An 11,767-nucleotide genomic window follows, 5' to 3' on the forward strand; every position below is an offset into this window, starting at 1 on the left:
GGCGACGGTTGCCGATGCGAGCACCGCGGATGCGAGCACCGCCCTGGATTCGGCGGCCACGGCCGCCGCCGCCTGGGAAGGCACGCCGCCGCGGGAGCGTTCGGAGATTCTGCGCCGGACCTTCGATCTGGTCACCGAGCGGGCGGACGAGTTCGCCCTGGTGATGACGCTGGAGATGGGCAAGATGTTGGCCGAGAGTCGCGGTGAGGTGGCTTACGGTGCCGAGTTTCTGCGCTGGTTCGCCGAGGAAGCGGTCCGTATCGGCGGGCGCACGGCCACCGCGCCGGCGGGCAACGGCGAGATCCTGGTGACCAAGGAGCCGGTAGGTATGTGCTTGGCGGTGACACCGTGGAACTTCCCGCTGGCGATGGGCACCCGCAAGATCGGTCCGGCCCTGGCTGCCGGGTGCACGATGATCGTCAAACCGTCGGTGGACACCCCGCTGACCATGCTGCTGCTGGCGCAGGCTTTCGCCGACGCTGGCCTTCCGCCCGGGGTGCTGTCGGTGCTGCCGTCCACCGATTCGGTCGGAGTCGTGGCGCATCTGATGGCCGATAGCAGGCTTGGCAAGGTCTCGTTCACCGGGTCGACCGGGGTGGGTAAAGCGCTCGTCGCACAGTCCGCCGACCAGCTGTTGCGGACCTCGATGGAGCTGGGTGGCAACGCCCCGTTCCTGGTCTTCGACGACGCCGACCTGGCGGCGGCGCTCGATGGCGCGATGGCCGCCAAGATGCGCAACGGCGGCGAGGCGTGCACCGCGGCGAACCGCATCTACGTGCAGAACTCGATTCGCGAGGAGTTCACCGACCGCCTCACCGCTCGGGTCGCCGCGATGGCCGTCGGCCCGGGTTGGGACGCCGCCGCACAGCTCGGCGCGATCATCAATGAGCGTCAGCTCGACTCAATCACACGACTGGTGGACGACGCCGTCGAGCAGGGCGCGCGGGTGCGCACCGGTGGGCACCGGGTGGCCGGTCCGGGCTGTTTTTACGCGCCGACGGTGCTCGACGAGATCCCGGCGGGTGCGCTGATCCGCAGCGAGGAGATTTTTGGCCCGGTGGCCGCAGTCGTCGGATTCGACACCGACGACGAGGCGATTGAACTCGCGAACAGCACACCGTATGGGCTCGCGTCGTACTTCTACACCGAGTCCCTGGCGCGCACCCAGCGCGTCGCGCGGCGACTGCAGGCCGGGATGGTCGGGGTGAACCGCGGTGTGATCTCCGATGCGGCCGCACCGTTCGGCGGCATCAAGCACTCGGGCTTCGGCAGCGAAGGCGGCAGCGAAGGTATCGAGGAATACCTCAACGTGAAGTACATCGCGCTGCCGCCCGCGTAGACGTCAGGGCGACGCCGACCGCGCGCTAGCGACCTGTCGGCAATCGTGGCCGGTGTGACTTTGGCCGGTGTTCCTTTGGCCGGGGTGGTGCAATCGTGGTGCTGATGCGGCTGGTGCCGCGACTGATTCCCGCGGGCGTGTGAGGTCAGGGCGTGATGATCGCCGGACCCAATCGCACCTTCAATCCGGCCGCGCTGAGGGTGCCGACTGCTTCGAACGTCCGCTCGTAGCCGGTGGCACAGATGCGCCAGCCATCGGCGGTCCGCCGGTAGCGATCAGCGTAAAACGCGGCGCCGATGATCAGCACGTCGTACTCGGGTATCAGCACTTTGTCTTGCAGGTACCAGGTGGCACTGGCCTCGTCGCCGTCGACCGTGATCATCGGGTGGTCCACCCGGTGTTCAGTGGCCATGGTCGGCGGCAGGGCGCCGCGGAGATAGGCGGTGAGTTCGGTGGCCCCGGTGAAGTGCAGCGCCTTACCGTCGACCTTGGAGCCGTAGCCGGCCTGCACGTCGTCGGTGATAGTCGTGGCGAACAAGTCCCAGTCCCGGGTGTCCACGGCCTGCAGATACCGGTACTTGACCTGCTCGATGCCCCACCGGTCGTCAGCGATCGTCACAGCGTTCTCCTTCGGGTCAGCTCAGGTCGGGCAGGGGCAAGCGGAAGTTCGGTGCGGTGATGCCGCCGTCCACGGCGAGGACCGTGCCGGTCACGTAGGCCGCCGCGGGAGAGGCGAGGTAGACGGCTGCGGCCGCGATCTCTTCGGGGAGACCGAGGCGCCGCATCGGAGTGGCCGCCTCGATCTGGCCGCGCATCGTCTCATCGGCCGCCACCCAGTCCAGGGCGGCAGTGTGGACGGCGCCCGGGGCGATCGCGTTGACCCGGATCCGCGGGCTGAGATCCTGCGCGGCGAGTTCGGTGTAGTGCGTCAAGGCTGCCTTGACGGTGCCGTAGGTCAGGTAACCGCGATCGCTGAGCCGCCCGATCGAGGAGGTGATGTTGATGACCGAGCCGCCGTCGCCGGCCAAGAGATGCGGGACGGCAGCCAGCAACAGACCGTGCGCCGTGCCGACATTGAAGGCGAACGACCCCACGAGCTCGCGGACGCTCGTGTCCAGGAACGGCTTGGGCATGGCGCCGCCGACGTTATTGACCACGATGTCGAGCCGGCCGAATTCGGCGATGGCGGCCTCGATCAGGGGGGCGGGGTCGTCGGCGACGAGGTTCAGCGGCACCACGACAGCGCGGCGGCCGATCTCGCCGATCTCGGCGGCCACCTGCTCCAGGTCGTCAGCGGTGCGCGCGGAGATTACGACATCGGCACCGGCTTCGGCCAGTCCTCGGGCGATTGCCGCACCCAGGCCGCGGCCCGCGCCGGTGATGATTGCTACCTGACCGTCGAGCCGGAATGTGTCTGTCGCCATAGCGCACACTAACCCTGCCGCGGCGGTGCCGCCAATTCGCGGGTTAGGCGACGTGATCGGCGACGGTGGTGGAGGCGCCGATGGTGGCCGGAGCCTCGGTCATGACGGCGAGGAAAGCCCGGGCGTCGCGGTCGCCCAGGCGGGCGGTCACCTGCCGACCGCGGGGATGTAGGCCGATGACGGACCACACCAGGTTGCGCGGGAAGACCAGCACCGGATACCACGGAATGGTGCCGGTGGGCAGCCCGAGTCGGGCCATGGCCCGGCGGCCGAGCAGGGCGACGCTGATGGAGAGGTGTTTGGAGCGGGACAGGCGTCGGCGCATGGGGGCGAATCGGGCATAGTGCCACTGCAGCGGATCGTCGGCCATCGGCTTGGCCAGTCGCTTGCTGGTCTCATCGGGGGTGGCGAGCGCGGCCGAGGTGTGCGTCAGAAGGCGCACGCAATCGCGGAAATCGGTGGGCAGCAGCTCGTCGTCGATACCCATCAACCAGCCGACATACCGCGTCAGATGGGCGACGGCGCGGTACTCGTGCGGCCGGTTGATCAAGCCCATGGATGCCCCGCCCAGCGTGGGTGCGACTAGGGAGCCGACGATGGTGGCGGCCATATCGGTCTGGTTGATCGGCAGGCCCCACTCGGCCGGGTCCCAGTCGTGCATCGCCGCGACGTGGCGGCGCACCATCGAGTGGATGAAGCGCACGCGGATGGTGGAGCGGTACCCGGCGCCGAACAGATCGAGTCCGCCGGGGGAGATCACGTCCATCGCCCACTCAGAGGTTTCGGCAAAGCGCGCGGTGGAGCCCTTCTCCAGTGCGCCGGTGCGCAGCAGGGTCTGATTGAATCCGGCGAACTGGTAGCCGCCGAGCAGGGCGACGTCGCGGGCGATCGCGAGGCCGTCGGAGCCGCCGCTGCGCATGGCGGCCGCTGCGATCTCCAGCTGCGCATGGTCGACCCAGTCGGGGGTGTTCTCCAGGCGCGCGAACAGTTCTTTGAGTTCGGTCGGGGCGTGCTCGACGCTGTCGATACCGGTGGCCAGAGCTTGTTCGAACAAGGGGCGGACGTCCTGGCGACCGGACATCCACTCGGCGAATTGGTCCATGTCCGGGTCGCCAGCCATCAGGAGTTCGCCGAGCCGCGCGAAGCGGGCGTCGTCGGGACCGCGGATACCGAGGAGTCGGCCGATGAGGGCGACCCCGGCGGGAATCGGGCGCCGGGAGTCGGGGTGCCTGCGGGGGATGAGCGGGGCGGTCTCGGGCATCGAAAACTCCTGCGGTTGAGACAAATAGGCAACTCTGTCTCAGAGTACCCGAGGGACGTTGGTTCGTCTCTCAGGTCAGGCGGGCGGTCAGCCAGCCGACCAGATCGCCAACCACCTCGGCACGGTTGGTTTCGTTCAGGATCTCGTGCCGGGCACCGGGGTAGACGATCTGCGTCACATCGCGCAGGCCGGCGGTCCGGAGCCGGTCGATCAGCGGGTGCACCAGGGCCAGCGCGGCGTTGACCGGGTCGGCGTCGCCGACGGCGACCAGGACGGGGAGCGTCGGCGGCACCGACGTGAGCGCGGCGGGGTCGGCCAGCAGGCGGGCACCGGCGAACATGGCGACGGTGGCATCGAGATCGATCCCGAAACCGCACCGCGCATCGTCGATGTAGCGATCAACCTGCTCTTCGTCGCGGCTGAGCCAGTCGAAGTCGGTACGGGCTGGCTCGAAGGCGGTGTTGAAGCCGGACAGGTCCAGCGGCCCAGAGAGATCCAGCGCCGGCTCCAGGAGGTCCAGGGCGGCAGTGCCACTGAAGACGATCGCGTCGAAGGCGCGCGGCGCGCGGAGCAGTGTCTGCTGAGTGGCAAACGAGCCCATAGAGTGCGCAACGACGCCGACGCGGCAGTCCGGGTGCTCCTCGCGAATCACCGCGGCGAATTCCACGATGTCGTCGACCAGATGCGTCCAGCCCATCGCGCCGATCGTTCCGGGATCCTCGTCATCGTGGATCGATGACCCGTGTCCACGCTGGTCGTAGGCATAGACGGCGAAACCCGCGTCCGCAAGGGCTTCGGCGAAAGCCTGATAACGCAGCGCATGCTCGCCCATCCCGTGAACCAACAAGACCGCCGCGCGCGGAGCGCCGCCCGATGGCCAATGGTATGCGGCCAGGCTGCGGCCGGTGGAGTCGTCGAAATCAAAGGGGATGGGGTCTGCCATGGTCTCTGGCCTTCGGTTAGCGGTACTGGCTCGCGTACTCGAGATTCGGCCGCATATCGACGGCGCTCGCCATGCGATTGGTCATGTTGTAGAAGGCCGCCGCCGAGGAGATGTCCCAGATGTCCCGGTCGGAAAAGCTCGCGTCGCGTAGTGCCTGACGGTCGGTTTCATCCACCTTGGCCGGTACCTCGGTCAGCTTCTCCGCGAATTCCAGCATGGTGCGCTGCCGGGCCGGGAGCTGCGCGGCCCGGAAGTTCATCACCATCAGTTCACCGAGGTGCGGATCGCCGGACAGTTGGCGGACGGCGGCGCCGTGCGCGGTGAGACAGTAGTAGCACTTGTTCACCGAGGAGACCACGACAGCGATCATTTCTCGCTCGAGCTGACTCAGGCCCGATTCGCCGAGCATGAGGTCGTTGTACATTGCGGTGAAGGCGTTGAGTTTGGCCTCATCAAAGGAGTAGGCCTGCAGGACGTTGGGCACCATCCCGAGTTTCTCTTCGCAGATGGCGAAGTACCGTTGCGTCGATTCGCTCAGGTCGCTTGCGGGTAGATCCAGTGCGGTGATTCTGGTCGACATCGGCGCCTCTCTGTGTGACCGGCTGATCTGATTCTGGCACGGGAGCGGGCCTGCGCGTCCGCTACTGGTGAGTCTCACCGGGTGAGTGCATCGAGCACCAGGTGCAGGGCGAACGTGGTGGCCAGCGTGCGCACCAGGGTGCGGTCACCGGGGAACTGGCGGGTGCAGGTGGTGGTCTGGCGGCCATCGATCGCCAGACCGAAGCAGACGGTGCCGACCGGTTTGCCGGGCACCGCCCCGCCGGGTCCGGCTATACCGCTGGTGGAGACGGCGATGTCGGCGCCGGTCACCCGGCGCGCACCGTCAGCCATCGCGGCGGCGACCGGTTCGCTGACCGCGCCGAGGTCGCCGATCAGCGCGGCGTCCACCCCGAGGACGCCGATCTTGACCTCGTTCGCGTAGGAGACGATGCCGCCGAGGGTGTACGCCGACGATCCCGCCCGGTCGGTGAGGCGTGCGGCGATCATTCCGCCGGTGCACGACTCCGCTGTCGCGATGGTTCGGCCAGCGAAGGAATCAGCAAGCAGGTCGTCGAGCGTCCGTCCGTCCGTCGAGAACACTTTGGTCGAATGCTCGTGCAGCAGAAGGGATTTCAACGCGGCGTAGTCGCTAGCGGCGAACCGGGGGAGTCGTGCGTCGATCTCGAGTTCGCCGCCCCGCATACACGTGGTGAGTTCGAGCCGGTGGTACCCGGGCAGCTCGTGCTCAGCGCGGCGGAGCGTCTCGGCGAGGTCGGGTTCGGACAGACCGTAGGCACGGAGGGACTCGTGGATGATGTCGTCAGACTGGGCCAGCACGCGACTCAGCTCGCCGGTGGTCAGGGCGGTGGGCCACATCTTCTGGAGTTCGTGCGGCGGTCCCGGAAGAATCAGGATGGTCGGTATCTCATCGCGCGGCGGTAGGGCCACGCCGGGCGCGGTACCGGTGGGTGGGATCGGGGTGGCGCCGTCGGGCACCTTCGCCTGCTTGGCGACAGCGGCGGCCAGCGCGACGGGCAGCTCGGCGGAGGGGAGGTAGCCCCGCCAGTTCCGGATGATCGCGGCGATCGCGTCGGCCAGCGCGGGATCGTCGTGCAGGGGCCGGCCGCAGTACTCGGCGACGATGGCGACGGTGAGGTCGTCGGCCGTCGGGCCGAGGCCACCGGTGGTGACGATCAGGTCGACGCGTTCATCGGTGAGGAAACGCAGTTGGCTGAGCATATCGGCCGGGCGATCCCCGCAGATCGTCACGTGCGCGACGTCGATCCCGAGCTCAAGGAGCCGAGCGGCGACCCACGGCCCGTTCTGGTCGGCGATCTGCCCGCTGAGGACCTCGGTCCCGGTGACGATGATTCCCGCGCGCACACTCATCCCGCCAACCTACCGGGCCGCGGCGCCGTGCTCAGCAGGCTCGGACGGCAGCCTCGATGCGAGCGCCGATGTCGGGATCGACGTTGCGCCAGTAGTCGAAGGCCCGCGCCAGGACCGGCTCGGTGACGCCATCGAGCAGATGCCCGGCCACATTACTGACGAAGCGTTCGCGCGCCGCATCGTCGAAGACGTCGCGAACCATGGTGCCTGCTTGGCCCCAGTCGTCGTCCTGGGCGTGCAAGGTGTAAGCGCTGCGGAGGAGCTCGCCGTCGGCGGCCCACTGGGGCTCGGCTTGGCCGGAGTAGTTCGCGGCGGGGCCGCCCTTGGAGTTGGGCGCATAGACCGGATCGGACGCCAGGTCGATGCGCATAGCGCCATCCTTGGAGTAGCTGTGCACCTCGTTGACCGGACGATTGACCGGAATCTGCATGAAGTTCGCGCCCAGCCGGGCGCGATGGGCGTCGGGATAGGAGAAGATCCGACCGAGTAGCATCTTGTCCGGACTGAAACCGATCCCGGGGACCACGTGACTCGGGGCGAACGCCGCCTGCTCGATCTGGGAATGATGGTCCACCGGATTGGCGTGCAGGGTCATCGTGCCGACGTCCTGCAGCGGGTAGTCGCCGTGCGGCCACACCTTGGTCAGGTCGAACGGATTGAAGCGGTAGTCGGCCGCGTCGGCGAACGGCATTAGCTGCACTTTGAGGGTCCAGCTCGGGTTCTCGCCGCGGCTGATCGCCTCGAACAGATCCTTGGTGTGGAAGTCGGTCTCCCGACCGACCATCTCGTCGGCCTCGTCCTGGGTGAAGCACTCGACGCCCTGGTCGGAGATGAAGTGGTATTTGACCCAATGCTTGACGCCCTCGGCGTTGACCCACAGGTACGTGTGCGAGCCGTATCCGTTCATGTGCCGCCAGGTGCGCGGAATCCCGCGGTCGCCCATCAGCCAGGTGACCTGGTGGGCGGTCTCGGGGGAGAGCGTCCAGAAATCCCACTGCATATCGTGGTCGCGGAGGTTGTTGTCGGCGCGGCGCTTCTGCGACCGGATGAAGTGCTGAAACTTCAGCGGGTCGCGCATGAAGAAGACCGGGGTGTTGTTGCCGACGAGGTCGTAGATTCCCTCGGTGGTGTAGAACTTCAGCGCGAACCCGCGCGGATCACGCCACGTGTCGGGGCTGCCTCGCTCGCCGGCGACGGTGGAGAAGCGTGCCAACATCTCGGTCTTGACGCCGGGCTGGAAGAGGGCCGCGCAGGTGTACGCCGAAACATCGTGGGTGGTCTCGAAGGTGCCGAAGGCGCCACTGCCTTTGGCGTGCGGTTGACGTTCGGGAATGCGTTCCCGGTTGAACTGCGCCATCTGCTCGATCAAATAGTGGTCGTGCAGCACGATCGGGCCGTTCGGTCCAACGGTGAGGGAGTGTTCATCACTGCCAGCGGGCGCACCGGAGTCGGTGGTGGTGTTCGGGATGCGTTCGGACATGTCTGGCGCCTCCTGGGCCGGCCGCAGGCGGGCTGGGATTGAGGCCCGCGGCCGAACAGGGCCTCCGATCCGAATCTACGCGTGAACGCCGAGGTCCGCAGGGAAGACTGCCGGGAGGGGCTGCGGCCGGACTAGGCTTTCGTAGATGGGTTCCCGATGGCGACGTATGCGCCTCCTGCCGCCGCCGATCGATCCGGCGTCAGATGATCGATGGGATGCGCGGGCGCGGGGGGAGACCCCGGTCGAGCGACTCGACCGCAACCTCAACGTGCTGGTCCAGGAACTCCGGGTGCTGCAGACTGGCGTGCAGGTGCTTGCGGGGTTTTTGCTGATCATCCCGTTTCAGTCGAGATTCGGTGAGCTCGGTGACGTCGGCGTCGGCGTCTACCTGGCGACGGTCACCGCAGGTCTGCTAGCCGTGATCTTTCTGCTGGCGCCGATGGCCATGCACCGCGCCCTGTTCCGGCGACACCAGTTGAGCACCGTGGTCGCGGTGACGCACCGTGACTCGTTGCGTGGCCTGGCCTGTCTGGCTGCCGCCCTCGCGGGTTCGTCGGCGATTGTCGTGCTGGTCGCCACCGGATCGAGGTGGGGTGCCGCGGTGGCCGCGAGTGCGGTAGCCGTCGCGAGCGGCTGGTTGTGGGTCATTGCGCCACTGCGAGCTCTGTGGGGTCTCCAGGGCGAGAGCATCGCTACTGGAACCTCGGAGACGCCGGACCGCGATAGCGCGGAGTCATGATTCGAGCAGAGTCATGATTCGAGCAGAGTCATGATTCGAGCAGAGTCGCCCCCGGATGTGCCTGCTGCCAGGCATTGATCGCCGCATCCCACTGGATACCGCCCAGCGCCGTCACCGACGCGGGGAATAGTGAGTCTTCCTCCTTGGCGATGTGTTCACGCAGGTCGAACACTTCTTTCCGGAATCGTTCCTGGTCGGCCGAGGTGTCCAGATCCATTGTCCGGAGGAAGGCGTCGAGTTCCCGGTGTTCGGCGATCAGCGGGTTGATGAACTCGGCGAACTCATCGCCGGATTCGAGGAGTTGGGTAAACAGCCCGTTCTCTTCGCCCTGCCAATGCGAGCGGAGTTCGTCCGCGAGCGCGGCAGCGAGTCGGTTCGCGGTCATGGTATCTGCGGCATCGAGCGCCCGAACCGCATCGCCGGAGAGGTTCGTCGCGCGTTCGTGTTCGGCCGTGTAGTCGCGCAGCAGTGGCATATCGCGGCATCCGCAGTATTGGCACATGGCAATCCTTCGCATCGGCGGGCGGCTCTGCCTGGTCCACCTTCGAGCGTAGGCCCATACCGGCGCACGAACCGGGCTTCACCGATCTCCGGCATCCACCGAGACTATGCTCCACAATTACGTCACAGTGACGTAATTTCGCGTTGGATGAAGCTAGGCGGGCAGGCGTGGATTCGTTGCGACCGGGGCTCACGGTGGCCCTGGAGGCCGACAGGCGACGGGATTCGTCAGCCGCCGGCGGCGTACATGCCGCAAAAGTAGTCGCCGCGGCGGTGGCCGGTAGCGCGCCACGTACGCGCAGACACCCACGCACGGAAAGCATGCGCACGGGATGAGTGTCTGCATTCAATGCAACTCCCGTTACTTCGGTGCCGATAAGATACATTATGTCAGGTAAGCGGTTGCGTATGCAGTGGATGAATCACTGGCCTGTCCCCGACGGCTGCGCGGTGATCTTCGTGGTTCGGTCATGATGAATCCTTCCGCAGACCCCATGGAAACGGGGGATGAATACATTCGGTCGCCGAAGCGCGGCGACGAGTTGATCTGTATTCACGCTATGGTCCCGGAGACCGAATGTCTTCACCCCCACGGGTGAAGACATTCGGTATATAGTGCATTCATGGCACCTCTCTCGATTGCTCTAGTGGATGACTACGAGGTGGTTGTTCAGGGCCTGGCAGCAATGATCCGCAGCTATCGAGAGCGCGTGCAGGTTGTCGAGCTGGATGCGAATGCCGACGTCGCCCGAGATGTCGACATTGCGCTGTACGACTCCTTTGCCAACCCGCAAGGAGATAGTAGTCAAGTGCGCGACCTGGTCGCCAATCCCCGGATTGGCAGAACCATCGTCTATACGTGGAATTTTGACAGCGAACGTATTTCCCGGGCTTTTGACAACGGCGCCGACGGGTATATCTCAAAGGGGCTGTCGGCTACGCGTCTCGTCGACGCCCTCGAATCGGTGCACCGCGGCGACCAGAAGGTACATCAGCTTGGTGATGGCTCTGTCCGGATCGTCGCCGGAGATTGGCCGGGGCGAGAGGAGGGACTGACTCACCGTGAAGCAGAGGTGCTCGCGTTGATCACACAGGGTCTGAGCAATGCTGAGATCGCCGAACGGTCGGCGTTGTCGATCAACTCGATCAAGACGCACATTCGCAGTTGCTACCGGCGGATCGGTGTCACGACGCGTACGCAAGCTGTCCTGTGGGGTGTCTCGCACGGATTCGTGCCGGATCGGTCACGGCAGACGCTGGATCACGCATAGACCGGTGGTGCAGAGGCGCGAGCCGACGGGGATCCATCACTCCCGCCGGCTCGCTTCGGAATCCGACGACGTTGCGTCGGCCGTCTATTTCCGAGTCAGTTGCTACTTGTTGTCGTCGCCGACAACCTTCTCGGCTACCTCATTGGCCTTGTCCTTCAGCTTTTCCGCACCCTTGTGGAGCGCCGACTTGGCCTGATCCAGCCGACCTTCGTTCTTCAAATCTTGGTCGTCGGTCGCAGCACCTGCGGACTCCTTGGCTCGACCCTTCAACTCTTCTGCCTTGTTCTCAAATTTGTCTTGAACGCCCATGAGACTTTCCTTTCGATTTGTGGTTCCATCGGATTAATCGACGAGAACCTAAGACCAGGGTATCAGTACCAATATCGCCGGCCGCCGACCTCTCTCCCCAGAACTCCTGCAAGAACCAGCACCAACCCAATCACCACAGCGATGACGCCAAGTGTCCAGATGATCGGTATCTTGATAATAAATCCAATAATCAGCAAAGCAACGCCCAGAGTAATCATTCGTCCATTCCTTTCAGGGGTGGAAAAATCTGTAGGACACGGTCCGAACTGACGTTAGGTCGCCGGAATCCGGGTTGTGCAATGCCCAGATCCGGCGCCCAGAAATAACACTATTTCCCCGATGTGGGTCATGTCTTCACCCCTAGGGGTGAAGTTCAGGCGCTGAACAGACTTGCCGAGGTAGGACGCTGCCGGGCACACTGGCAGAAAGTGCCGGTCGAAGCACAACGCTGTCGCGACCGGACCCGCCGGGTCCGGAGGTGCCGGGACACAGGAGTGAACAATGTCGGAATTTGCACTGCCCGGATCGATCATCGAGTACTGGTCGCCGAGCAAACGCTCTCGGACGATGT

14 protein-coding genes are annotated in these 11,767 nt (G+C 65.6%); 3 read left to right on the forward strand and 11 right to left on the reverse strand.

Annotated elements, in window-relative coordinates; translation table 11 throughout:
- The coding region (locus WAW85_RS06905; RefSeq protein WP_422558889.1) for an NAD-dependent succinate-semialdehyde dehydrogenase at positions 1 to 1,339 on the forward strand (1,339 nt) is incomplete at its 5' end.
- Positions 1,340 to 1,484: 145 nt separating this feature from the next.
- Here WAW85_RS06905 and WAW85_RS06910 read toward each other — a convergent pair.
- From WAW85_RS06910 to WAW85_RS06940, 7 genes are all read right to left on the reverse strand, one after another.
- Positions 1,485 to 1,958 (reverse strand): nuclear transport factor 2 family protein, encoded by a 474-nt coding sequence (locus WAW85_RS06910; RefSeq protein ID WP_422558890.1) that lies wholly within the window; start codon positions 1,956 to 1,958, stop codon positions 1,485 to 1,487.
- A gap of 16 nt (positions 1,959 to 1,974) precedes the next feature.
- A complete protein-coding gene (locus WAW85_RS06915; protein WP_422558891.1) occupies positions 1,975 to 2,763 on the reverse strand; it encodes an SDR family oxidoreductase in 789 nt (262 codons plus the stop codon).
- Between the two features lie 43 nt (positions 2,764 to 2,806).
- On the reverse strand, positions 2,807 to 4,024 hold the full coding sequence (locus tag WAW85_RS06920; protein WP_422558892.1) for an oxygenase MpaB family protein: 1,218 nt from the start codon (positions 4,022 to 4,024) through the stop codon (positions 2,807 to 2,809).
- 70 nt (positions 4,025 to 4,094) lie between these two features.
- Positions 4,095 to 4,967 carry an alpha/beta hydrolase gene (locus WAW85_RS06925; protein WP_422558893.1) on the reverse strand — a complete coding sequence of 291 codons (873 nt, stop codon included), beginning with the start codon at positions 4,965 to 4,967 and terminating at the stop codon, positions 4,095 to 4,097.
- Between the two features lie 16 nt (positions 4,968 to 4,983).
- Complete coding sequence (locus WAW85_RS06930) at positions 4,984 to 5,547, reverse strand: peroxidase-related enzyme (protein ID WP_422558894.1); 564 nt, start codon at positions 5,545 to 5,547, stop codon at positions 4,984 to 4,986.
- 74 nt (positions 5,548 to 5,621) lie between these two features.
- The gene (locus tag WAW85_RS06935; RefSeq protein ID WP_422558895.1) at positions 5,622 to 6,896 is read right to left on the reverse strand and encodes a competence/damage-inducible protein A; all 1,275 of its coding nucleotides are present in this window, start codon (positions 6,894 to 6,896) and stop codon (positions 5,622 to 5,624) included.
- A gap of 31 nt (positions 6,897 to 6,927) precedes the next feature.
- Complete coding sequence (locus WAW85_RS06940) at positions 6,928 to 8,376, reverse strand: catalase (RefSeq protein ID WP_422558896.1); 1,449 nt, start codon at positions 8,374 to 8,376, stop codon at positions 6,928 to 6,930.
- 145 nt (positions 8,377 to 8,521) lie between these two features.
- Here WAW85_RS06940 and WAW85_RS06945 point away from each other — a divergent pair, with 145 nt between their 5' ends.
- Positions 8,522 to 9,115 (forward strand): DUF6328 family protein, encoded by a 594-nt coding sequence (locus WAW85_RS06945; RefSeq protein WP_422558897.1) that lies wholly within the window; start codon positions 8,522 to 8,524, stop codon positions 9,113 to 9,115.
- Between the two features lie 28 nt (positions 9,116 to 9,143).
- Here the strand turns inward: WAW85_RS06945 and WAW85_RS06950 are convergent, their stop codons facing one another.
- Positions 9,144 to 9,617: a hemerythrin domain-containing protein gene (locus WAW85_RS06950; protein ID WP_422558898.1), complete on the reverse strand. Its 474-nt coding sequence runs from the start codon at positions 9,615 to 9,617 to the stop codon at positions 9,144 to 9,146.
- 622 nt (positions 9,618 to 10,239) lie between these two features.
- Between WAW85_RS06950 and WAW85_RS06955 the strand changes: the two genes are divergently transcribed.
- Positions 10,240 to 10,887: a DNA-binding response regulator gene (locus WAW85_RS06955; RefSeq protein WP_422558899.1), complete on the forward strand. Its 648-nt coding sequence runs from the start codon at positions 10,240 to 10,242 to the stop codon at positions 10,885 to 10,887.
- Positions 10,888 to 10,989: 102 nt separating this feature from the next.
- Here the strand turns inward: WAW85_RS06955 and WAW85_RS06960 are convergent, their stop codons facing one another.
- From WAW85_RS06960 to WAW85_RS06970, 3 genes are all read right to left on the reverse strand, one after another.
- A complete protein-coding gene (locus WAW85_RS06960; RefSeq protein WP_422558900.1) occupies positions 10,990 to 11,196 on the reverse strand; it encodes a CsbD family protein in 207 nt (68 codons plus the stop codon).
- 62 nt (positions 11,197 to 11,258) lie between these two features.
- Positions 11,259 to 11,414 carry a hypothetical protein gene (locus WAW85_RS06965; protein WP_422558901.1) on the reverse strand — a complete coding sequence of 52 codons (156 nt, stop codon included), beginning with the start codon at positions 11,412 to 11,414 and terminating at the stop codon, positions 11,259 to 11,261.
- A 54-nt stretch (positions 11,415 to 11,468) separates the two neighbouring features.
- On the reverse strand, positions 11,469 to 11,767 hold a 299-nt coding region (locus WAW85_RS06970), incomplete at its 5' end, for a hypothetical protein (protein ID WP_422558902.1).

It is taken from the genome of Gordonia sp. (in: high G+C Gram-positive bacteria), assembly GCF_049299075.1.
Classification (GTDB): Bacteria; Actinomycetota; Actinomycetes; order Mycobacteriales; family Mycobacteriaceae; genus Gordonia.